Raw genomic sequence first — 22,951 nt, forward strand, 5'->3', positions numbered from 1 at the left:
GTCGGAAAAGCGTCAGTGATACTCACGCCTTCTTTCGCACACACATTTTGTCTTTTTAAACCAGACATTTTCCCTCATCAATCTTGATCATGAGTGTAAATGTCTTTTTATATTTTAGAGGAGGAATTGGAATTGACAATTGTTAAAACAAGTAATCTAGGTTTTCCGCGAATTGGTTTAAACAGAGAATGGAAAAAAGCACTTGAGTCTTATTGGAAAGGACAAACCGACCGTGAAACTCTCTTAAGCACACTGGATGAACAATTTCTAACCGCTATTAAAACTCAAATTGACCAACAAATTGATGTTGTTCCTTCTGGAGACTTCACCTTCTATGATCACGTGCTGGATACTGCTGTTATGTTCAATTGGATTCCAGAGCGCTTCCGCAGTTTGAAAGACCCGCTAGATACATACTTTGCGATGGCTAGAGGAACAAAAGATGCTGTCTCAAGTGAAATGACAAAATGGTTTAATACAAACTATCACTACATCGTTCCAGAATACGAAAAAAGCACGGAATTCAAACTCACACACAACAAACCGCTTGAAGCTTACGAAAAGGTGAAAAAGGCGTTTGGTGTTGAAACAAAACCTGTCGTTCTTGGCCTTTATACATTTGTTTCTCTTTCTAAAGGCTATGAAGCCAATGAAGTAAAAGAGATCGAGCAGCGTCTTGTGCCGCTTTATATTCAGGTTTTAAAAGAACTTGAAGAAGCCGGTGTGAAATGGGTTCAAATTGATGAGCCTGCTTTAGTCACAGCTTCCAGTGAAGACGTGAAAGCAGTGAAAGCCATCTATCAAACGATTAAAGAAGCTGTACCTGCCTTAAACGTACTTCTTCAAACATACTTCGACTCAGTGGATGCCTATGAAGAACTTGTCACGTACCCAGTTGAAGCTATCGGTCTTGATTTTGTCCATGATCAAGGACGCAACCTTGAACAAGTGAAAAAGCATGGCTTCCCGAAAGATAAAATTTTAGCAGCTGGCATCATTGACGGAAGAAATATTTGGAGATCAGACTTAGGGGAAAGATTGTCATTTATTTCTGAGGTGATTGCTGATGTTCAGCCAAAAGAAGTGTGGCTGCAGCCATCAAGCAGCTTGCTACATGTACCAGTTGCAAAGCACCCAAGCGAACAGCTTGAAGAAAAACTATTAAACGGACTTTCTTATGCAACTGAAAAACTGGCTGAATTAACACTATTAAAAGAAGGTTTAACAAAAGGAGCGGCTGCCATTGATGCAGACATTCATGAAGCAAGTGAAGCGCTTCTTACCTTAAAAGAATTCGCCAAAGGGACAAATGCGGATCTGACAGCAGAACGAAACAATCTGTCACCTAAAGATTTTAAACGTCCTGTGGCCTTTGAAGATCGCCTTCGCATCCAAAACGAATCTCTTGAACTCCCGCTTCTTCCAACCACAACAATTGGTAGCTTTCCTCAGTCCGCTGAGGTGCGCAGCGCTCGTCAAAAATGGCGCAAAAACGAATGGACAGATGCTGAATATGATGAGTTTATTAAGAAAGAAACAAAAAGATGGATTGATATTCAAGAAGAGATTGGCCTGGATGTACTCGTTCATGGAGAATTTGAACGTACAGACATGGTTGAATACTTTGGTGAAAAGCTAGCCGGATTTGCCTTTACGAAATTTGCTTGGGTACAATCTTATGGATCACGCTGCGTGAAGCCGCCAATCATTTATGGAGATGTCGAATTTATAGAGCCAATGACAGTGAAAGAAACGGTTTACGCTCAAAGCTTAACAGAGAAAAAGGTCAAAGGAATGCTGACAGGTCCTGTCACCATCTTAAACTGGTCTTTCCCAAGAACAGATATCTCCCGGAAAGACATTGCCTTCCAAATCGCTTTCGCTTTGCGTAAAGAGGTAGAAGCGTTAGAGGAAGCAGGTATTCAAGTCATTCAAGTGGATGAGCCTGCATTAAGAGAAGGTCTTCCTTTAAAAGAGAGTGATTGGGCAGAATATTTAAACTGGGCAGCAGAGTCCTTCCGTTTATCGACATCTTCTGTTCAAAATGAAACGCAAATTCATACACATATGTGCTACAGTAACTTCGAGGATATTGTTGATACGATTGAAGACCTTGATGCCGATGTCATCACCATTGAGCACTCACGCAGTCATGGCGGATTCCTTGATTATTTAGAAAAACACCCGTACTTAAAAGGACTTGGACTTGGGGTATATGACATCCATAGCCCGCGCGTACCATCTGTTGAGGAAATGAGTCAAATCATTGATGATGCGCTGAAAGTTTGTCCAACTGACCGCTTCTGGGTCAACCCTGACTGTGGTCTAAAAACAAGACAAGAGCCTGAAACCATTGCTGCTTTGAAAAACATGGTCACAGCCGCTCAATTGGCTCGTAAAAAGCTGGCGCAGCATGCATAATGACATTCCTCTCCCCTGCTGAATATAGCAGGGGTTTTTATATCCGTATATTGCCCTGTTCGATCATCTACTAGGATGATTTCTTTTCTAGTATGATTCGTTTATACTAGAGAAGTCAGTCGAACAAAGGGAGGAAGACAATGAATCACGAAGCTTTTTTACAACGTGCAATTGATCTTGCAGTAGAAGGAGTCAACAGCGGTACTGGCGGCCCTTTTGGAGCAGTCATTGTCAAGGATGGTCAGATTATCGCAGAGGGAAGCAACAATGTCACAACAAGTAATGATCCAACCGCACATGCAGAAGTCACAGCCATTCGAAAGGCATGCCAAACTCTACATACATACCAATTAGAAGATTGTATTTTATATACAAGCTGTGAGCCTTGCCCGATGTGCCTCGGCGCTATCTACTGGGCTAGACCAAAAGCAGTGTATTTTGCAGCTGGACATCAGGATGCAGCAACTTCTGGTTTTGATGACTCATTTATTTATGAAGAAATCAACAAGGAATACGAATCAAGAAACATTCCATTTTACCAGCTGACAATTCAAAAAACCCTTGCGCCATTTGAAGCGTGGGAATCATACGACAAAAAGAAAGAATATTAAAAAAAGATACCTGCTGTACAGCAGGTGTCTAAGACTGTTGACGAAGGACTAAAATGAACTTGATTTTAGTCCTTTTCTTCTTTTTATGACTCAGCTACTTCAAGCTCTACTTCGATGTTCCCTCTTGTTGCTTTTGAATATGGACAGAATGCATGCGCAGCCTCGACAAGCTCTTTCACTTTGTCATGGTCCAGGCCTTTAGCGGAAACAATCAGCTTCACACCAAGTTTAAAGCCTCCATCACTTTCATCTTTTAATAGACTGACATGTCCCTCTACTTCTGATTCAATCTCTACCCCTTGCTTCTTGGCTACTTGCTCAAGGGCTCCTCCGAAGCAGGCTGCATAGCCAGCTGCAAATAATTGCTCTGGATTCGTGCCAGTCTCTCCATCTTTTTTTGCGTTTGGCATGACAATCTGATGATCCAGCACACCATCTTCAGAACGAACATGTCCAGCTCTTCCATGCTGCGCTTTTACTTTAGCTGTAAATAATGGTTTCATCTTCATCTCCTCCTTTTTCTACTTATACCTTTCACGTTCTATCCATCCTTCAAACATTTATCGCACATGAAAGAATTTTTCATTTTTTGTCTGTATTTATTTTAAAAAGGAAGAAAATCTTATACAATGATAAGTATGACAAAAATAGTTGGTGACAGACATGACAAATGAATTCGAACATATGAAGCTGGAAAATCAGCTTTGTTTCTTGTTATATGCAAGTTCAAGAGAAATGACAAAGCAGTATAAACCGTTATTAGAAGAGTTAAACATCACTTACCCGCAATATTTGGCACTGCTTTTATTATGGGAGCACAAGACACTAAATGTGAAAACAATGGGGGAGCTTTTGTATTTAGACTCTGGTACACTCACGCCCATGCTTAAACGGATGGAACAAAACGGTTTGATCATCCGCGAACGTTCGAAGGAGGATGAGCGTTCTGTACACATTCGTTTAACTGAATACGGAGAACAGCTAAAAGAGAAGGCCACTGCGATTCCATTTCGTATGCTGTCTGGGACAGGCAGATCAGAAGAAGAGCTAAAAGCACTGCGCGCCTCCTTGCATGAGCTTTTGCAAAAATTAACACAACCAAAAGGCTGAGGGAATCTTCCCTCAGCCTTTTATCATGTCCATTATTGTGCGACAGCTACTACTTCTACTTCGATGTTTCCTTGTGTTGCTTTTGAATACGGGCATACGCCGTGTGCTTTATGAACCAGTTCATCTAGTGCTGATTGCTCGATTCCTGTTCCTTTGACTTCTAATTTGACGCCTAGTTTGAAACCGCCATCTGCACTATCTTTGACTAAGCTCACATGTGCCGTTACTTCACTTTCAAAACGGACACGCTCTTGTCTTGCTACCATTTGAAGGGCTGAATCAAAACATGCAGAATAGCCTGCTGCAAATAATTGCTCTGGATTTGTTGCTTTTTCAAGTTTTTTTGCTCTTGGCGTTCCTGGCATTGCCACATCATGCTCTAGTACACCATCTGTTGAAACAACCTTTCCTTCTCTTCCCCCTACAGCTGATACCGTTGCAGTAAATAAAACGTCTGACATGAATATAACCCTCTTTCTCTTCAATAATATTTTCTACAATTGAATTGTACACAATCTAAATTCAAGAGTCAATGAAAAACACTCATCTTCATCTTTCCTCCATTTTTTATTTTTATGAGTGTCCAGCGCATGGTGATGTAAGATCAGTCAAGGCAATAAAAAAAGCCCTATGAAAAGGGCTGCTTTTAGATCGTGATATGCTGCGGATTCGGTTTTTCTAGCGTATGGTTTCTGTTATCTGGGTCGGTATTAGCTGATGCCACCCATAATGCCATGATCGTGATGCTTGTACAGACGACTGCCCATTTTTTAAAATTCATATAAACAATCCCCTCTCTGAATATAGATTCGAGCATGTTCCGCTTCTCTATAGAACATGGAAGATTTTTCATAATCCTCCATTTCATTATAATACTTCGCGGTGTCTAATGCCAACTCCTCTATATCAGGATATGCATAAGAAGACTCTAAAAAATGGAAAATACGTTTAATATGGTCGGCGTCTTGTCTTAAGTACAATGCTTCAAGAAATATGGTCTTTTGAATATGAATATCATCCTGCAGAGCTTGTGCTCGCTTCATACATTCTTCTCTGTAGTATAATGCTTCATCGTGTTTACCTTGTTTGTATAATATCTGAGCGGCTGTATAAAGAGGGTCTATCGATCGACGAAGATGATCGGGTTGGTTTTGATCAAATAATAAGATGGATTCTTTCATTAAGTCGAGTGCGCGGTTCAAATCTCCCATTCTGTAATAGCTGTTGCCCATATTAAACAAAGAAGAAGCAATAAAACGCACATTCTGAAAGTCTCTTGATCTCGCAAGTGCTCTTTCTAGATGTGGTAATGCCTTTTCATGCCTTCTCATATCATCATAATTACCGGCTACAATAAATTCACACTGAATGGTGCGAAGCGCATATAGTTCGTGCTGAATATAGACATCCAGCGCTAGTTTGGCATGGTGCATCGAAATGTGTGTTTGTTTCATGTGATAATATATTTCTGACATTTTAAAATGAAATTCTGCACGTTCAATATCGTCGGATACAAAAGAAAGCTTGTGCTCTGCCTTTTGATATGACGATATGGCCGCAATGTACTCTCTCCGGTCAAACTCATACATGCCTCTGAAGAAATGATAGTAGTATTCCAGCATGCCTGTGACATGCGTTTGGTGCTCATCTATTTCTTTCGAAAGCTCGGAAAAGTTGGCGCGAAGCTTTCCTTCCTTTAATGGCTTCACATAATCGAGCATGACCTCATGCCTGAATTCCATTAAAGAAAAATAGAGAAGCAAATTCTGATCTTCTTCCATTGAGTCAAGAGAGGTGCGAATTTCCTGCTTTAACTGTTCTGCTTGTTCTGAATCAAATCTGCGGATTAATTCATACCACTTGTTGATTTTCACTCCAATATCCGAAGAGGGAATGATTTTCGCCATACGTTGCCTTCTCCAATCTTCTCATAATATAAAACATTACCATATTTTATCATACTTGACCGAAGAAATACAAAAAATGAAAGGAAAAAGAGAGTCTCGTGTGACAAGACTCTCTTTTAGATGGGTTATTCTCTTATTTGTCCTTGACCACGAATGACAAACTTTTCAGAGGTTAAGGCCGGCAGACCCATTGGTCCTCTCGCATGCAATTTTTGTGTACTAATGCCTATTTCCGCTCCGTAACCAAATTCAAAACCGTCTGTAAATCGGGTTGACGCATTATGATACACAGCGGCAGCGTCGACGGCGGTTAAGAAAAGTGACGCATGCTGATCATTTTCCGTAATGATCGCTTCAGAATGCTTAGAGCTGTATGTTTGAATGTGCTGGATTGCCTCATCTATGTTCTCTACGATTTTAACACTGACAATTGGCGCTAAAAATTCCGTTTCAAAGTCAGCTGTCGTCGCTGGAGTTGCGCTAGGAGTAATCGCACATACAGTTTCATCGCCTCGTATCTCTACCCCGTTTGTTTGAAGTGCTTCAAATAACGAAGCGCCGTGTTTTTTTGCCCATGTTTCATGAATCACAATGCTCTCAATGGCATTACAAACAGATGGTCTTTGTGTTTTCGCATTCAGAACAATCTGTTCAGCCATCTCTTTTTGAGCTGTCTCATCAATGAAAATATGACAATTCCCTGCACCCGTCTCAAGCACTGGAACAGTAGACTCTCTCACAACAAGATCAATTAAATGTTTCCCGCCGCGTGGAATCAGGACATCTAGGTAGTCATTTAAAGTGAACAGAGTTTTAGCCGTTTCACGGCCTGTATCTTCAATCAGTTGTACACTGTCTACAGGAATATCCGTCGTATGAAGCGCTTCATGGATGACCTTCACAATCGCTTTATTACTATGAATCGCCGATGAACTTCCTCTTAGGATGACAGCATTTCCCGTTTTTAAGCAAAGGGTCGCAGCATCTACTGTCACGTTTGGTCTTGCTTCGTAAATCATACCAACCGTTCCAAGAGGCACTCGTACCTTTTCGATCAAAAGTCCGTTTTCTTTTTGAATGGTTTCTAATGTTTCCCCAATTGGATCTTTGAGCTCAATCAGTTGAAACGTAGCGTCTGCAATCGCTTCAATCCTCTCTTCTGTTAATGTAATTCTATCAATAACAGATGGAGTAAACTGCTTGTCTACAGCTGCCTGAACATCCTTTTCGTTCTCCTCAATTAAGAAAGCTGACGATGCTTTTAATGCTTTTGCAATAGCGTCTAAAGCCGCATTCTTTTGTTCAGTCGTTTTTAATAGCAGTTGATCTTTGGCTGCACTTGCCTTTTTTGCTTTTTCAAGAACTTCATTCATCGTATTCCCTCCTCAGTTTTGTACATGCTGTACCCAGTGATCTCGGTGAATAACCTCAGGTCTCTCATGAGAAAGCTCATCACTACGCATCCCTTTAATGTCAAGAAGCTCATCAGATGCGTACAATGTTTGTCCCTTACCAACTAACCCGTTCGGACCGACGACTTCGACAACCTCTCCTTTAGAAAAATGACCGGCAACATCAATCACACCTGCTGGAAGAAGGCTTTTTCCATTATGCAAAATGGCCGCCTCTGCTCCTGCGTCAATCATAATCTTCCCAGAGACTGGTGAGTGGAATTGAATCCATTGGCGGCGGTTATTGACCGATGATAAGTCTTGTTCACCGATATACGTTCCGTCCCCTTGACCGGCGAGAATGTGAAGAAGCTTGTCTTCCCCTGTCCCCGTGCCAATGAAGACTTTGACGCCAAGTGAAAGAGCGGTTTGTGCAGCAGAAAGCTTTGATTTCATCCCGCCTGTTCCAACCTTTGAACCCGTACTTTTCGCATAGGAGAACAATTCATCTGAAATGTGTGTCAGCACATCAAACCGCTTCGCATCAGGATTTTCACTTGGATTGGCATCATAAATTCCGTTGATATCTGTTAAAATGATCAATTGGTCTGCATGAATTAAGCCACTGACCAGTGCTGACAGCATGTCATTATCACCAAAGGTAAGCTCCTCGATTGACACAGAGTCATTTTCATTAATGATCGGTAACATTTTTCTTTCGAGCAGTTCCATCATCGTTGCGTAAGCATTTCGATATCTTGTACGATCTGAAAAGTCATTACGCGTTAAAAGCATTTGTGCCGGCGTGATATGAAACTGCGAAAATAGTTCTGTATATTTCTGCATTAATAAACTTTGACCAACGGCAGCAGCAGCTTGTTTTCCTTTTAAAGTCACAGGTCTTGACGGATACCCTAAACTGCCAAATCCCGCTGCAACGGCTCCTGATGAAATAAGAATGATTTCATGCCCTGCCTCTTTCAGCTTTGCAATGGCTTTCACATGATCCCACATTTTTTGTTCATCAATGGCTCCCTTTTGCTCTGTTAATGAACTGCTGCCAATTTTTATGACAATCCTTTGCTTTTTCATCATTGATTCCCTCCGCTATACCTTTCACCACAAAAAAATCCCTTTTTCTCCTTATGCAAAGGACGAAAAAGGGATTTTCCGTGGTACCACCTTCATTGAATAAGCGTGTGTATGCTTATTCCACTCAACTCCTGTAACGCCAGGCATGCGCTTAGATTTTTCCTCTAAGGCTCAAAGGGTAGGTTCAGCAGCTGTCTGCGGCAAATGTTTCAGCATGTCATTTGCTCTCTTTACACAGCAGTTCCTGCTTACTATTCCTTCTCAACGCTCGTTAATTTTTTTATATTATCACCAATTGCTTCAGAAAAGTCAAGCGGTCAATTAAACACAATCGTTTTATTCTCATGCACAATGATTCGATCTTCTAGATGCCATTTGACGGCACGTGCCAGCACACTGCGTTCAATTGTGCGGCCAATATTCTTTAATGCCTCTGCATCATCTCTATGATCAACACGCTCAATATCCTGTTCAATGATCGGCCCTTCGTCTAAATCATTTGTGACATAGTGAGAGGTAGCACCGATTAGTTTAACACCACGCTCATACGCCCGTTTGTATGGGTTTGCACCGATAAATGCCGGGAGGAAGGAATGATGGATATTAATAATTTTATTCGGATGCTTTTCAATAAATGCAGGCGTTAAAATTTGCATGTATCTAGCAAGCACAACCGCATCAATGTCGTACTTTTCTAATAATGCGAGCTGTTGCTTTTCTGCATCTTGGCGAATGTCTTTATTCGCCTTCACAAAATGGAATGGAATCCCTAGTGCCTCTACTGTATCTTTTGCCGTTTCATGATTACTGATGACAACCGCTATTTCAGCCATTAAATTTCCGCTCTGCCATTCCCACAAAAGCTCATGTAAACAGTGAAGCTCCTTTGATACAAAGATCGCCAGCTTTTTCAGCTCACTCGCTCGTGACATGCTCCACGTCATTTGGAATGATTCAGCAATTGGCTCAAAACTGCTTTTCAGCTGATTCATGTTAGCCGAGATGTCTTTCCAATCAAATTCTATTCTTAAAAAGAACCGGCCGCTTTCATGATTTGTTGTGTATTGACTGGATTCAATGATGTTTGCTCCGTGTTCAAATAAAAAGGATGAAACAGCTGACACAATACCAGGCTGATCCGGGCAGCTGACAAGCAATCTTCCTTTTTGCTCATGCTTTTGTCTGTGTAATTCAAGTTTCTCTGTAATCAATGTTCTCATGTCTCATGACCTCTTTTACGTTTTCATTCTAATGAAATATTATACTGGACTGGAAAGTGAAAAAGCAATTGAGAGTCGTATTTTTCATTGAATATTCATTCAATTCTGCATCAGGCGTGATATAATGTGAGTAGACCTTTTATCACAAAAGGAGTGATGAAGATGAAAAGCATGACTTTGTTTGGTAAAGTGAGCTTTTGGCTCGGCATCGTATGTCTGATCTCGGGTATTTATCTTTTTATAGCCGGTGAAAGACTCATTCCTTTGCTCACATTTGGTGTATGTTTTCTGCTTGTGAGTCAGCTTTACCGAAAAAATGAAAACGATTCCAACCATCATTCGATGTAACAACAAGGCTGGCAAACACGTGCCAGCCTTGTTTTATTCAATGATTTTTAACCCGACTGCCGCAGATAGAATCAGCGCAATAAAGAAAATACGTTTCGCCTCTTTTGACTCTCCATAAAACAGCATGCCAACAATGGCCCCTCCAGCTGCTCCAATTCCTGTCCAAACGGCATACGCCGTTCCCATCGGAATTGTGTTCATTGCAAGTGACAGCATCAGAAAGGATAGCGAAAAGCCAGCTGCAATGAATAAAATCCACTTTAGATGCCGGTCTTTCTGGAATTGATTCATCATGGTGACACAAAGCATTTCTAAAATACCTGCCCCAATGAGTAAAAGCCAGCTCACGATTCACCCTCTCCTTTCTGTTCACCAGTTGTCAGCTTTAATCCTAATACACCGCACAAAAGCACCATGATAAGCAGCAATTTGACAAGCTGCACCGGCTCACCAAGTACCATGCCTAAGATGACGGTACCTGCTGTCCCAAGTCCGGTGAAAACGGCATAAAGTGTGCCAACTGGCAGTACATTCGTGGCTTTCATGAGTAAATAAAAGCTCACAATAATACAAACGATGGTTGCGATCCATTCCAGTACGGAGTCCGCATATTTCAGCCCCATCACCCAGCCGACTTCAAATATAGCCGCAATGAATACATTTCCCCATTTCATCCGATCTCTTCCTTTCTAACCGATTCCAAGCAATAAAAAAAGCCCGGAAATCGATCATTTGATCAAATCTCCCGGGCTTTTATCCCTCCGTGTCCATATGGTCTATTGTAAAGACCCTATGTGTTTTCTCTCGGTCCAGACTGCGATGCCGCACGGAACCCTAGAAAACCAATTCATTATGAAACAGACCTGCCGTCATGCAGATTCTGTATGTATGGAAATTGTATCACACCCCGGTATGCCGGTCTACCGGTTTACATCCCCTTTCAAATATACTTGTTCATTTTTCGAAAGAAAGTGTGTTGAACCAAAGTATACTAAATGATAGAAGGAGAAATGTTGAAACGGACTAGCGAGCTTCAAATCATCAGCTGACGCATTCATTTCAAACACTGCTTTTAGCACATGGCTGATATGCTGATATAATGAAACAAGGTCCATTTTACGAACGAGTAGCTGATCCGTTCTGTATCAGCAAAAATAGGAAAACAAGAGGTGGATCATATGATGATGACAGACGAACAAAAACATGAATTTTATCAAGCACTTGTTGAAAAGAACCCGCAATATGATGGCACATTTTTTGCTGGCATTAAAACAACCGGCATCTTCTGCCACGCAACATGCACGGCCAGAAAACCAAAATATGAAAACTGTGAGTTTTTCTTAACAGCAGAAGAGGCGCTACTAGCAGGATACCGGCCTTGCAAGCGCTGCACGCCTTTAACATACCCTAACAGCATTCCAGAAGAAGTCAAAACACTCGTGTCAGCAGTTGAAAGCAGTCCTGAGAAACGATGGAAAGAAGAAGATTTTCGCCAATTAGGGATTCACTCTGCCACAGCGCGAAGAAAATTTAAAGAAATCTATGGAATGACCTTTGTTCAATATGCTAGATCACGACGTATGGGACTAGCCTTTAAAGAAATTCTGAACGGAAAAAAAGTGATTGATCAGCAAGTCTCTTTTGGCTATGAATCTTCCAGTGCCTTCAATGATGCTTTTACAAAAATTATGGGGAATCCACCTAAAAAAGCGCAGGTCAACATTCTCCATGCTAATTTTATTTCCACCCCGATTGGGCGAATGATCAGCATAACAGATGCAGCGCATGTATATTTACTTGAATTTATGGACAGGCGAGGATTAGAAAGAGAGATTGAAACAATTAGAAAAAAACATCATGCCCGCATTTTAGTTGGAGAAACAAACGTTCATCAGCAATTAGCTCAAGAATTGGATTTATATTTTGAAAAGAAACTGACGCAATTTACTGTGCCACTTTCCTTACATGGCACCCCTTTTCAAATGAAGGTGTGGGACCTGCTCTCACGCATTCCAGCAGGCGAAACGAGATCGTATAAGGAGCTTGCCACGATGCTTGGCGACCCGCATTTGGTTCGGGCGGTTGGCAATGCAAATGGAGCCAATCAACTGGCGATCATCGTTCCATGCCACCGTGTGATTCAAACAAGTGGCGAGCTTGGCGGATACGGCGGGGGCGTCGAACGAAAGAAATATTTACTCCAGCTAGAACAGCGTGTATAAAAGAAAAAACGGCTCTCCTTATTGTTCATGCGAGCCGTTTTCTCCGTTACGGTTGATGCTATATACATCCATCATTTGATCCCATTTTAAAATGGTTTTTTCTTTTTTCATCCCCATTTTTAAAGCGACCTTCACTGACGCTTCATTTTCAGGACGAATCAAGCTGACCATTCGTCTCACCTTCATGTCTTCAAAACCATATGTCAGACAGCCTTTAGCAGCCTCAGCTGCATATCCTTTTCCCCACGCCGCTCTCTTTAGCATATAGCCAATTTCAAGTTCGGTTTGTCCTTCGATGTTTTGCAGAACAATTCCGCTTTGTCCGAGTGGTTCCTTCGTTTCTTTCTCTTCAATGATCCACAGCGAGGTATGATACGTGCGGTCATTCCTTTGATTCCAGGCAATCCACTCTTTTGTCTGCTTTTCATCCTTTAAAGAAGGGTAATACTTCATGACTTCTTCATCTTGAAACAGCATGTCATATAAAAATGGCGCATCGTGTTCATCCATCGTTCTAAGTTTAAGGCGCTCTGTTTCGAACACGATCCGCGTTTGATCTTTCATTTATTCTCCTCCCCCTCATTTACTTCTAAAAAGATCTCCGAACAATCCATTTGAATCTGGAGCAAAGTAATGGAAGCCCGCACCCGTTAAACTAGCTGCTAATGCTGTCCACATCATTAAACTGACCGTCATCCATACGGCCACTTGTTTTCTTTTCGTACCAAAGCTCATACACATAAAGGCGGCTAAATGACTGCCGATGATAAAAGGACCGACAAGTGCTAATCCAGGAAGGCCATATCGTTCCCAAATTTTTCTGGCCCTTTCTTGCTTTTTCTCCCCTTTTTCATCATGCTTTTCCTCTTTTTTCTTCAAGCGCCATGCTTTAATCCGGTCCACGAAGACAATGAGAAGCAAAACAGTTAGAAAGTTGCCGATGAATCCAATCACCGCTGATGTCACAGGATGCAGTCCACTTAAAATCGCCAGTGGAACGACACCAACCACTTCAAAAAAAGGCAAAGCAGCCAATACAAAAACGAGTACATACCCCCATACCATATCCAAAAACAGAACCCCTTTTCATTTTTGTCCTCTTCTCATTGTAATGAAAATCATGTTTCCATTACTACATTTTTTTAGAAAAAAGAAGAGCACACCTCATGAGATGTACTCTGTTTACAACGTATTCTCCTGTTTTTTGTTTGTTTTTCGTAAAGCAGCGATTGTAAGCAAAACTATCAACACAATGGATAGCAGACTTGTGAAAAGAAGCATCATAGGCGACGTCCACCCAATCCATTCGAATATAAGCTGCGGTCCGAAGAAAATTACCGGAATCAGCGAAACAACATGTGCCTTTAAGATGGCATTAAATACGACGATACAAAGCAACAACAGAAGAATGACGCCCCATCTTTGACTTGAGGTAAGCACAAGTAATGGCGTACCGAGCTTTTGGTCCAATAATTTCACTGTGATCATGGCCGTCAGCTGACAGATTCCTAAAATCCAAAAATAGAAAAATGCCCGGCGGCTTGTTTGAAATGCAGATGCTCTAAACATCACAATCGTCATGATGAGATTGGCCACTAAAATGAGCGGATAACCAATCAGTGCATACCAAGAATACGATAAGCTTTGACTGATTGCGTCTGATAAGATCATGTAAAAGAGCGATCCAATCAAAAAGGCACTCACAAATGGAACCCAGTCTTTATGATGCCCAGTCAGCTCTTTTGCCAGTTCATCAGCAAAGCCCCGCGGATCTTTGCCAAACACCTCCTCACCTGTTTTCCCATCTTTCTCTGCATCAACAGCGTGTGCCGTTAGTTCATCCATCACCTCGTCAATTTCGTCCTGATTTTTCCCCCTTGATATCAGATAGAGTTTCAGCTCTAATAATATGTGTCTTGTTTCTTTTGTTACCATCTTCTCACTTCCCTTTATGTAATAAGCGCTCTACACTTTCTGACAGCTCATCCCAGCGTGCGATAAAATCGGTCAGCGCTTGTTCTCCCGCTTGAGTGAGCATATAGTATTTTCTTTTCGGTCCGCTTGTTGATGCTTTTGTGACAGTGCTTACCAGCTGTTCTTTTTGCATACGCAAAAGAATAGGATAAATACTTCCTTCACTAATTTGATCAAACCCATAATGCGCGAGCTTCTTCGTCATTTCATACCCATAAATGTCACCTTCAGAAATAATCGACAGCAAGCAGCCTTCTAAAATGCCTTTTAACATTTGCGTTGATTGTGTCATCAGCGTTCCTCCGATTTCAGTACCTTGCTATGCAAGATAGCCTCATCCTACCATACACTACCTTGCCATGCAAGATACTGTTATAGAAAAAAATCACCACTGAAAGGGTGATTTTTACGCCCAAGGTTTATCTGTCCCAAGTGCGTCAGCCAAAGCTTTACTATGCTTTCGGCGGCTTTTTCTTTCCTCTGCCCGCTGCTTCGCTGTTTGATGCAGCATGATTTCTTCCTCTGTTTCCGGCATGACCTGCGGAACTCGTTTTGGTTTCCCGTTTTCATCTAATGAGACAAATGTAAGAAATGAAGTCGCTGCAAGTCTGCGCTCTCCGGACATCAAGTTTTCTTTGATCACTTTGACGAATACTTCCATAGAAGATGTACCGACCCATGTGACATAGGATTCTAAGCATACTGACTCTTTTTGTCCAATCGGCTCTAAAAAATCAACCGAATCCATCGAGGCTGTGACTGTTTCACTGCGGCTGTGTCTTGCTGCCGAGATGGAGGCAATGTCATCTATATAACTCATTAATTTCCCGCCAAATAAGGTTTGGTGGTTATTCGTATCGAGAGGGAATACCCTGCTGGTTTTCACAACTTTCGATTCCTTGCAGTATTTGAAATTTTCTTCTCTCATCGTCATAGCTCCTTCTTGCTGTTTTCGGTGATGCGGAACGACTTTTATTAAACACTATTCTATTAGGTTTGTCTAAACTTTTTGCTTTAGTCTCATTTGAGAGATTTTCTTTCGGAAATGTTTCAACATTTACTAGAAGGAGGAATAATATAACTATCGATAAACAAGGAGGCCCTTTGATGGATTCTATGAAATCAGAGAAAGTGTACAAAACGCCGCAATGTATGAGTGAATACGATGATTTACAAGAAGTCCTCTTGTGCAGTCCTATTTATATGGAAATCAAACAAATCATCAATGAAACCCAAAAGCATTTTGCGAGAGAAAATATTTCTCAAATCAAAGCCATCGCGCAGCATAAACAATTGATTCAAACGCTAAAAGACCATCATGTACGGCCTATCCTGCTCCCTGCAAATGACCGCTTCCCTGAGCAAGTCTTCACTCGGGATATTGGGTTTACGATTGGACAGACGTTATTTGTTTCAAAGATGGCAGCTCCGGTTCGACAAGGGGAGGAACAATCGTTAAAAGAATGGGCTCAGGCAAAAGGTTGGACAACCGTCACCCTGACAGATGGAACCATTGAAGGCGGCGATGTGCTTGTAGACCAAACCCGCGTATTTGTTGGAATTAGCAAAAGAACAAATCCAGCCGCCATCCAGCAGCTAAAAAAGGAATTACCTGAACACGATATCATTCCTATTCATCTTCCTCCTCATATTTTGCATCTCGATTGTGTGATGAACATTCTTTCTCCTCATGAGTTAGTGATCTATCCTGAAGCCTTTACGGAAAAGGATCTTCACATGCTCAAAACCCAATATGATCTGATTGAAATCATTGAACAAGAGCAGTTCACACTTGGACCAAATGTTTTATCCATTGGGCAGAAAAAAGTGATCAGCTTACCGATCAATCAAGAAACCAATGCTGCATTGACCGCTCACGGGTACACTGTCATTGAAGTGGATTTTTCAGAAATCATTAAATCTGGCGGCTCCTTTAGATGCTGCACACTGCCGATTCGGCGTTCATAAATATAATGAAGCCAGCTTGTAGAACAGCTTGTCTACTTGCTGGCTTTTTTCCTATTTCACCTTGTATATAGATGACAGGCGACTTCATGCCCTTCTTCCGCTGCTTGTAATGTTGGTTTTTTTTCTGCACACACATCCATCGCAGCAGGACATCTTGTCCGAAACACGCAGCCGCTTGGCGTATTCACTGGACTTGGAATTTCTCCTTTTAAAATAAATCTTTTGCGCTTGTCTTCCACATCAGGATCTGGAATCGGGATAGCCGACAGCAGGGCTTGTGTATATGGATGAAGCGGCGTTTGATATAAAGCATCACTGCTGGTCATTTCCACGAGATGTCCTAAATACATCACACCAATTCGATCGCTGATATATTTAACCATCGACAAATCATGCGCAATGAATAAAAACGTCAATCCTTCTTCTTTTTGCAGCTTTTTCAGCAAATTCACGACCTGTGCTTGAACGGATACATCAAGTGCAGAAATCGGCTCGTCCGCTACAATAAACTTTGGCGTTAAGGCAAGTGCTCTTGCAATCCCTATTCTCTGCCTCTGTCCTCCGCTAAATTCATGGGGATAGCGGGTGGCGAAGTCGTAGCTTAGCCCCACCGCTTCCAGCAGCTCTTTTACGCGGGCCATTCTTTTCTTTTGACTACCATACAGGTCATGGATCTCCATCGGCTCCAGCATAATATCTTTTACAGAGATCCTTGGGTTTAAGGAAGAATACGGATCTTGAAACACCATTTGAATTTGTCTATTGAATTCAAATGATTCTCTTTTAGACAAGTGGTGAAGACTTTTCCCATCATACAAGGCTTCACCTTCTGTCGGGTCATAAAGCCGCATGAGCACTTTCCCTAGCGTGGATTTGCCGCAGCCTGACTCGCCAACAAGACCAAAGGTTTCGCCTTGTTTCAGCTGAAAGGTGACACCATCTAATGCTTTTAACGTTCTTCCTTTAGATAGATGAAAATGCTTTTTTAAGTTGTTGACTTGCAAAAGTGGTTCACTTCCCATCCCATCTCCCCCTCTCCGCGTTCAAATACCGTCTTGCCCCTGCCCATTCCTTTTCATATGAAGAACCAGATAAAGCAAGAAGTTCAATGGCTCTGCCAGTTTTAGGCGAGTGGAGCATCAGGCCGTCTCCAGCATATATCCCGACATGACGAACTGCTCCCTTTCCATTGTCATTAGCAAAAAATATGAGATCACCTGGTTCTAAATCGGCTGCTGTGACCGGGGTTCCTCTCACCGCTTGATCACTTGCGTCTCTTGGTAGCAGATATCCACACGCTTTGTACATACTGTAAGCAAAGCCTGAACAGTCATAGCCAAAGCTGCTCATGCCGCCCCATAAATATGAAAGTCCAATAAATTGCTTTCCTATTTCTACGACATCCTTGCCAGTTATGAAGGAAGAGACTGAAATCGAACGCACATCCTCTTTGTTGATTTCTCGTCTTCCTAATGGGGTGAGGACATGAACATAATCGTCCGTTTCTTCAACAGGTGCTAGTTCTGTTAAAAAACTAACCTCCATATCTGGTATTCCGTTTTGATATAAAACCGCTTTTTTCTGACAAACAATTAAGGTTCGGTCAGGTGGTTCACTGTCAGTTACTTGCGTTAATTGCTCTACAGGAATATAGCCAGGGTAGCCTTGCGGATGTTTACGGCTTGCCTGCTGCGGGATGACGACTTTCATCCAGCCATCTGTCTCCTCAAGCCCAATGACTCGTTCGCCGAGCAGCACTTGGGATTGAATAAGGTTTTCTTCGCATAAAGCCAATTTCTCTTCATACGTTTGCTGGTCAATCCACTCTTTTATCTGGATGGTACTCTGAAGAACCTTTTGATCCATTTCTCTTGGCGACTGCGGCGCTGTCCATACATTCGCAACCGGCACCTTTGATTCATATATCATCACGACACTCCTTTCACCCCTTGAATGCCTAACCCATGATGCGGCGGAAAGAGCATATCCTTTCCTTGATATATGATTCCTCCGTCGATGAAATCCTCTTTTAGCATAAGCGGCGCATCAAAATCGTAGCGTGTCACATTCGGCTGGCTTGCGGCAAGATGAGCCGCCGCGGTAATCCCTAGTTTTGACTCTATCATACTGCCAACCATGCATTTTACGCCGTACGCTTCTGCTAAACTATTGATTTTCAGCGCTTCTTTTATACCGCCTGATTTCATTAATTTTAGGTTAATCAGATCACAGCTTCTCGTTTCTAACACCTTGATGGCCTCATGGAAACCGAAAATGCTTTCATCTGCCATAATGAGCGTATTTGTTGCTTCCGTTACACGCCGCAAGCCTTCGATGTCTTCCTTTGGCACTGGCTGCTCAACTAGTTCAATATTCAGCGCCTCCATTTTTCGAATGGCCACAATTGCTTCCTTCCACGTCCAGCCTTGGTTGGCATCAAGCCTGATTTGAATATCAGGCCCGACTTTCTCTCGAATCCGCTTGATCCGCTGAATATCCGTGTCTATGTCATCTTTCCCCACTTTGATTTTTAACGTATGAAAGCCTTCCGCTACGTACTGCTTCGCATCCTCTGCCATTTCTAGCGGCCGGTTGACACTGACCGTATAATCCGTTTCAAGCTGATTGCGGTAACCGCCAAGGTATTGATAAAGCGGAAGCCCTGCCTGCTTTGCTAAGCCATCATAAATCGCCATATCAATGGCAGCCTTTGCACTTGTGTTTCCTACAAGCATGCGGTTCATCGCTGAAAAAATCTGTTCATATTGGGACAAGGAAGCCCCGAGCAATATGGGCCTGATTACTTCACAGATCGCATAATCAATGCTTTCGAGCGTTTCCCCTGTAATCACTGATGTTGGTACTGCCTCACCGTAGCTGATGTCACCTTGATCATAGGTAATGATCACGATGAGAGATGCTGCGTCATACACCGTTCTTAAAGCGGTTTTGAAAGGCTTCTTTAGCGGTACACTCGTTCTGCATGTACGAACATCTACGATTTTCATTTGATCGCCTCTTTCGCTGCAACGCCCGGGGAAATATGCAGTTTCTTTCCTGTAGCATCTAATGACGCCCGCACACCGATTGGAATGGCGAGGTTTGGAGATGAATGGCCAATCCGAAAGCCACCAAGTGCAGGTTTCTTTTGCGGCACAATGTACGTCTCCCATAACTGCTCGAGCGTTAAGGACTGTTCTTTCTTTTTCGGCTCACATTGATGAAAATCCCCAATGATGAATCCAGCTGCATCATCCAATTTTCCTGCAGATGCTAGGTGCTGCATCATGCGATCAATTTTATATGGTTCTTCGTCAATATCTTCAATGAGCAAAAGCTTCCCCTTCGTATCGATCTCAAAGGGTGTACCCAGTGTTGTCACGATCAGGGCAAGATTCCCTCCTGTGATTTCGCCTGAAACAGTGCCTGGATAGAAGGTCCGAAGAGGTGATAGATGGTTCGCATACGTAAAGGTTTTTGGTGTGAATAGCTGTAAAAAAGTATCCTTCGTATATGGATGAACCTCCTCAAGCCCCACATCAGAGGAGAGCATAGGACCATGAAAGGTCACAAGCCCTGTCTGCTGATGGATGGCTGTATGTAAAAACGTAATATCGCTATATCCCCAAAAGATTTTTGGGTTCCGGCGAATCAAGTCATAATCGATGGCTTCTGCAATTCTTCCAGTCCCGTATCCTCCGCAAGCACAAATAATGGCCTTTACTTCTGGATCTTGAAACATGTGATGAATATCTTCCACTCGTTCATGATCATGACCTGCTAAATAACCATACCGGCAGTCGATATACTTCCCTTTCTTCACCTTCAGCCCAAGGCTTTCTAAAAAGGAAATCCCTCTTGCTAATTTCCGCTCATCAGGCGGGCTTGCTGGTGCAATAATTCCCACCGTATCCCCTGTTTGAAGTGCCACTGGCAGCTGATTCATGCCAATCCCCTCTTTCTCTTTGTTTCTTTCAATCTATGGGTATCTTCTTCATAACATGAACGAATAAAGGAACAGACGCTTTTTTCAAAGCGTCCCTGCATTTCATTTTATTCATCTACTTGCGCCCATTTCAAGTCAATATAACCAACAGGATGACGGACAATGCCCTTCACGCCTTCTTTTTGTAAATAGACTTGGTTATAAAAATGAATTGGAATGATCGGTGCTTCTTCAATCAGAAGTGCCTCTGCTTTATGCAAAATGCTATTTCTCTTTTGTTCATCTGCTTCTTGGCCCGCTTTTTTCATTAGTTGATCATACGTATCGTTTGACCAGCCTGTCCGGTTCATGGCATTCCCAGTTTGGAAGCTCTCTAGGAAATTGATCGGATCTGCATAGTCTGCTAGAAACGAACTTTGCGAGAATTGGAATTTAAGCGCCTTTTGATCCTCTGCAAACACATTCGCCTCCATGTTCGCTAGCTTCACATCGACACCGAGTGCTTCTTTTAATTGCTGCTGAATGGCTTCTGCTTTTTTCTTGTTTTCAGGCTTTGTACTATAGGTTAATGTGACGGGCGGAAGCTTTGAATAGTTCTCTTCTTTCAAGCCTTTTTGCAATAGTTTTGCGGCTTCACTCGGATCATTTTTGACAAGATCGCCGCCAGCTTCTCTGAAATCTTCACCCTTTGAATCTAAAATACCCGGGGAAACGAAAGCGCGTGCTGGCTTCTCTTCGTTTTTTGTCACATAATCCACAATATCTTGCGGGTTGACAGCCATTTGAAAGGCTTTACGAATGTTCTTATTTTGAAAAGGCTCCATGTTGACATTCAGACGATAAAAGAACAGTCCCGCCTGATCTTCAATTTGTACTTCTTTGCTTTTTAGAAGGTCTTCACTTTGTTCTGCTGGTACAAAAGCAGTGTCTAAATCTCCTGATTGATACATTTGATAATCTGTGTTTCGGTCACTGATCATGAGCCACTTCACTTGATCCAGCTTGACCGTTTGTTTGTCCCAATACGTGTCACTTTTTTCCATTGTAAAGCTTTCGTCATGCTTCCACTCTGTCAGCTTAAACGGCCCATTTCCAACAAAGGTTTTGGCATCCTTTGCCCAGTTTGGGTCCTTTTCAACTACCTTCTCATTCACCGGGAAAAAGGCAGGGTTTGCCGTCAAATGTAAGAAGGATTTCTGCGGGTACGCTAGTGTGACTTCTAGCGTTTTGTCATTTACAGCACTGACTTTTACGTCTTCTTTCTTCCCTTTTCCGCTGTTAAATGCCTCGCCTCCTTCAATCATATAAGCTAAGAATGACGCAGAAGATCCTGTTTTCGGATCTAACAGCCGCTTCCATGCATATTCAAAGTCACTCGCTTTGACTGGGTCACCATTCGACCACTTAATTCCGTCCCTTAAATGGAACGTGTACGTTTTTCCATCCTCTGAAATCTCCCATTTTTCCGCCATTGCAGGAGACGGTTCGTGCTTTTCATTCAGTCTTGTTAACCCTTCCATTAAGTTGTTCAATCCTTGCCACGATACGTTATTAAAACCAATTGGCGGATCAAATGATGTCGGTTCGTTTTCGTTATTTAATGTTAACACTTTCTCTTCACCCTTATTGCTTGACGATCCTTTGCCTGCTTGCTCATTGGCTGTACACCCTGCGAGCAGCATGATCGCGAGCAGGCATACACTGACGATCCAACCTGTTTTTCTCATAAAAAACTCCCCCTTTGTGTTGAAGATAAAATGGCTTGCTTCGCTCGTTCATCCTGAAGCCAGCAATGCACTGTATGTGTAGGTGAACGCTTCGTTTCGTGCGGCATGATATGATCACATACTTTCATGGCTGATGGGCAGCGATCTGTGTACGGACAGCCTTTCGGCGGGGCAAATAAATCAGGCGGACTTCCTTCAATAGGAATGAGTTCGTCTTTCATATCCAGCCTTGGCACGGATTGCAACAGACCCTTTGTGTAAGGATGCTGCGGACTGTAAAAGATCTCTCGTCTTGTCCCGGTCTCCACTATTTTCCCTCCGTACATCACCGCCACTCGATCTGCGACTTGCGCGACGACGCCTAAGTCGTGTGTGATTAAAATAATCGTGACACCTGTTTTTCTCTGAATCTCTTTAAATAATTCTAAAATCTGTGCCTGTATGGTGACATCTAGAGCAGTTGTCGGTTCATCTGCGATCAGCACCTTTGGCTCGCAAATGAGGGCCATCGCAATCATGAGCCGCTGTCTCATTCCTCCGCTGAACTGATGCGGATATTGCTTCAGCCTTTCTTTCGGCTGCGGAATACCAACCAAATCAAGCATACGAAGAGCCGCTTCTTTCACTTCTTTTTTTGTCAGCTTCTGATGCACTTTCGCGGCCTCCATCAGCTGATCTCCAATTGTCAGCGTCGGGTTAAGTGCCGTCATTGGGTCTTGAAAAATCATGGAGATATCGACACCACGGATGGCGCGCATGTCTTTTTCAGATAATGACAGCAAGTTTCGGTCACGAAACCAAATTTCCCCCTGATCGACTTGAGCGCTGTATGCAGGTAAAAGCCGCATGATACTTTGTGATGTCACACTTTTCCCGCAGCCCGATTCTCCGACAATGGCGAGCGTTTCTTTTTCATACACATCCACATTTACTCCGCGTACCGCTTGAACCGAACCGCCATATGTCCGAAAGCTGACATGCAGATCGATAATCTGAAGAATCTTTTTCAAAGCG

26 protein-coding genes, 1 riboswitch and 1 other annotated feature are annotated in these 22,951 nt (G+C 42.5%); of the genes, 6 read left to right on the plus strand and 20 right to left on the minus strand.

Annotated elements, in window-relative coordinates:
* The first annotated feature begins 132 nt into the window (after positions 1–132).
* Positions 133–2,421, plus strand: a complete 2,289-nt coding sequence (gene metE, locus BK049_RS01935; RefSeq protein WP_071167730.1) for a 5-methyltetrahydropteroyltriglutamate--homocysteine S-methyltransferase — start codon at positions 133–135, stop codon at positions 2,419–2,421.
* A 140-nt stretch (positions 2,422–2,561) separates the two neighbouring features.
* On the plus strand, positions 2,562–3,032 hold the full coding sequence (gene guaD, locus BK049_RS01940) for a guanine deaminase (protein ID WP_071167731.1): 471 nt from the start codon (positions 2,562–2,564) through the stop codon (positions 3,030–3,032).
* Between the two features lie 83 nt (positions 3,033–3,115).
* On the opposite strand, the gene ohrB is transcribed toward guaD, so the two are convergent.
* The gene (gene ohrB / locus BK049_RS01945; protein WP_008359439.1) at positions 3,116–3,535 is read right to left on the minus strand and encodes an organic hydroperoxide resistance protein OhrB; all 420 of its coding nucleotides are present in this window, start codon (positions 3,533–3,535) and stop codon (positions 3,116–3,118) included.
* A gap of 160 nt (positions 3,536–3,695) precedes the next feature.
* Here ohrB and BK049_RS01950 point away from each other — a divergent pair, with 160 nt between their 5' ends.
* Positions 3,696–4,142 (plus strand): MarR family winged helix-turn-helix transcriptional regulator, encoded by a 447-nt coding sequence (locus BK049_RS01950; RefSeq protein WP_008359437.1) that lies wholly within the window; start codon positions 3,696–3,698, stop codon positions 4,140–4,142.
* Between the two features lie 32 nt (positions 4,143–4,174).
* On the opposite strand, the gene BK049_RS01955 is transcribed toward BK049_RS01950, so the two are convergent.
* The 6 genes from BK049_RS01955 to purU form a co-directional block, all read right to left on the minus strand.
* Positions 4,175–4,603, minus strand: a complete 429-nt coding sequence (locus tag BK049_RS01955) for an organic hydroperoxide resistance protein (RefSeq protein ID WP_008359435.1) — start codon at positions 4,601–4,603, stop codon at positions 4,175–4,177.
* A gap of 185 nt (positions 4,604–4,788) precedes the next feature.
* A complete protein-coding gene (locus BK049_RS01960) occupies positions 4,789–4,923 on the minus strand; it encodes a phosphatase (RefSeq protein WP_071167732.1) in 135 nt (44 codons plus the stop codon).
* Positions 4,913–6,049 carry a Rap family tetratricopeptide repeat protein gene (locus tag BK049_RS01965; RefSeq protein ID WP_008359430.1) on the minus strand — a complete coding sequence of 379 codons (1,137 nt, stop codon included), beginning with the start codon at positions 6,047–6,049 and terminating at the stop codon, positions 4,913–4,915. Before BK049_RS01965 ends, BK049_RS01960 begins: the two co-directional genes overlap by 11 nt.
* Positions 6,050–6,174: 125 nt before the next feature.
* Complete coding sequence (locus BK049_RS01970; RefSeq protein ID WP_008359427.1) at positions 6,175–7,422, minus strand: glutamate-5-semialdehyde dehydrogenase; 1,248 nt, start codon at positions 7,420–7,422, stop codon at positions 6,175–6,177.
* Positions 7,423–7,434: 12 nt separating this feature from the next.
* Positions 7,435–8,532, minus strand: coding sequence for a glutamate 5-kinase (proB, locus tag BK049_RS01975; RefSeq protein ID WP_071169173.1), 1,098 nt, complete (start codon positions 8,530–8,532; stop codon positions 7,435–7,437).
* A 55-nt stretch (positions 8,533–8,587) separates the two neighbouring features.
* Positions 8,588–8,806, minus strand: a binding site (T-box leader).
* 43 nt (positions 8,807–8,849) lie between these two features.
* Positions 8,850–9,752 carry a formyltetrahydrofolate deformylase gene (purU, locus tag BK049_RS01980; protein ID WP_008359423.1) on the minus strand — a complete coding sequence of 301 codons (903 nt, stop codon included), beginning with the start codon at positions 9,750–9,752 and terminating at the stop codon, positions 8,850–8,852.
* A gap of 162 nt (positions 9,753–9,914) precedes the next feature.
* Between purU and BK049_RS01985 the strand changes: the two genes are divergently transcribed.
* Complete coding sequence (locus BK049_RS01985; protein ID WP_071167733.1) at positions 9,915–10,100, plus strand: hypothetical protein; 186 nt, start codon at positions 9,915–9,917, stop codon at positions 10,098–10,100.
* Between the two features lie 33 nt (positions 10,101–10,133).
* On the opposite strand, the gene BK049_RS01990 is transcribed toward BK049_RS01985, so the two are convergent.
* The gene (locus BK049_RS01990; protein ID WP_008359418.1) at positions 10,134–10,448 is read right to left on the minus strand and encodes a DMT family transporter; all 315 of its coding nucleotides are present in this window, start codon (positions 10,446–10,448) and stop codon (positions 10,134–10,136) included.
* A complete protein-coding gene (locus BK049_RS01995; RefSeq protein WP_008359416.1) occupies positions 10,445–10,774 on the minus strand; it encodes a DMT family transporter in 330 nt (109 codons plus the stop codon). Before BK049_RS01995 ends, BK049_RS01990 begins: the two co-directional genes overlap by 4 nt.
* A 66-nt stretch (positions 10,775–10,840) precedes the next feature.
* A riboswitch (guanidine-I (ykkC/yxkD leader) is annotated at positions 10,841–10,949 on the minus strand.
* A 329-nt stretch (positions 10,950–11,278) separates the two neighbouring features.
* On the opposite strand from BK049_RS01995, the gene BK049_RS02005 reads away from it, so the two are divergent.
* Positions 11,279–12,322, plus strand: coding sequence for a bifunctional transcriptional activator/DNA repair enzyme AdaA (locus BK049_RS02005; RefSeq protein ID WP_071167734.1), 1,044 nt, complete (start codon positions 11,279–11,281; stop codon positions 12,320–12,322).
* Positions 12,323–12,340: 18 nt separating this feature from the next.
* Here the strand turns inward: BK049_RS02005 and BK049_RS02010 are convergent, their stop codons facing one another.
* The 5 genes from BK049_RS02010 to BK049_RS02030 form a co-directional block, all read right to left on the minus strand.
* Positions 12,341–12,886 (minus strand): GNAT family N-acetyltransferase, encoded by a 546-nt coding sequence (locus BK049_RS02010; protein ID WP_071167735.1) that lies wholly within the window; start codon positions 12,884–12,886, stop codon positions 12,341–12,343.
* A 15-nt stretch (positions 12,887–12,901) separates the two neighbouring features.
* A complete protein-coding gene (locus BK049_RS02015; protein ID WP_008359407.1) occupies positions 12,902–13,393 on the minus strand; it encodes a small multi-drug export protein in 492 nt (163 codons plus the stop codon).
* A gap of 111 nt (positions 13,394–13,504) precedes the next feature.
* A complete protein-coding gene (locus BK049_RS02020) occupies positions 13,505–14,257 on the minus strand; it encodes an HAAS domain-containing protein (protein WP_071167736.1) in 753 nt (250 codons plus the stop codon).
* 4 nt (positions 14,258–14,261) lie between these two features.
* Complete coding sequence (locus BK049_RS02025; protein ID WP_008359403.1) at positions 14,262–14,588, minus strand: PadR family transcriptional regulator; 327 nt, start codon at positions 14,586–14,588, stop codon at positions 14,262–14,264.
* Between the two features lie 114 nt (positions 14,589–14,702).
* A complete protein-coding gene (locus BK049_RS02030) occupies positions 14,703–15,224 on the minus strand; it encodes an acyl-CoA thioesterase (RefSeq protein WP_008359401.1) in 522 nt (173 codons plus the stop codon).
* A gap of 179 nt (positions 15,225–15,403) precedes the next feature.
* On the opposite strand from BK049_RS02030, the gene BK049_RS02035 reads away from it, so the two are divergent.
* Positions 15,404–16,264 (plus strand): dimethylarginine dimethylaminohydrolase family protein, encoded by an 861-nt coding sequence (locus BK049_RS02035; protein ID WP_071167737.1) that lies wholly within the window; start codon positions 15,404–15,406, stop codon positions 16,262–16,264.
* A 56-nt stretch (positions 16,265–16,320) separates the two neighbouring features.
* Here BK049_RS02035 and BK049_RS02040 read toward each other — a convergent pair whose 3' ends face one another.
* The 6 genes from BK049_RS02040 to BK049_RS02065 all read right to left on the minus strand — a co-directional run bounded on the left by BK049_RS02040 (position 16,321) and on the right by BK049_RS02065 (position 22,947).
* Positions 16,321–17,286: an ABC transporter ATP-binding protein gene (locus BK049_RS02040; protein WP_071167738.1), complete on the minus strand. Its 966-nt coding sequence runs from the start codon at positions 17,284–17,286 to the stop codon at positions 16,321–16,323.
* Positions 17,276–18,193 (minus strand): C40 family peptidase, encoded by a 918-nt coding sequence (locus BK049_RS02045; RefSeq protein WP_071167739.1) that lies wholly within the window; start codon positions 18,191–18,193, stop codon positions 17,276–17,278. Before BK049_RS02045 ends, BK049_RS02040 begins: the two co-directional genes overlap by 11 nt.
* Entirely contained in the window at positions 18,193–19,272 is a 1,080-nt protein-coding gene (locus BK049_RS02050; RefSeq protein ID WP_008359393.1) for a dipeptide epimerase, read from the minus strand. The genes BK049_RS02045 and BK049_RS02050 overlap by 1 nt, the downstream gene beginning before the upstream one ends.
* On the minus strand, positions 19,269–20,210 hold the full coding sequence (locus BK049_RS02055; protein WP_008359391.1) for a S66 peptidase family protein: 942 nt from the start codon (positions 20,208–20,210) through the stop codon (positions 19,269–19,271). The genes BK049_RS02050 and BK049_RS02055 overlap by 4 nt, the downstream gene beginning before the upstream one ends.
* Positions 20,211–20,317: 107 nt before the next feature.
* A complete protein-coding gene (locus tag BK049_RS02060) occupies positions 20,318–21,937 on the minus strand; it encodes a peptide ABC transporter substrate-binding protein (protein ID WP_008359389.1) in 1,620 nt (539 codons plus the stop codon).
* Positions 21,934–22,947: an ABC transporter ATP-binding protein gene (locus BK049_RS02065; RefSeq protein ID WP_008359387.1), complete on the minus strand. Its 1,014-nt coding sequence runs from the start codon at positions 22,945–22,947 to the stop codon at positions 21,934–21,936. The genes BK049_RS02060 and BK049_RS02065 overlap by 4 nt, the downstream gene beginning before the upstream one ends.
* Between the last annotated feature and the right edge of the window lie 4 nt (positions 22,948–22,951).

This window comes from Bacillus xiamenensis (assembly GCF_001857925.1).
Classification (GTDB): Bacteria; Bacillota; Bacilli; order Bacillales; family Bacillaceae; genus Bacillus; species Bacillus xiamenensis.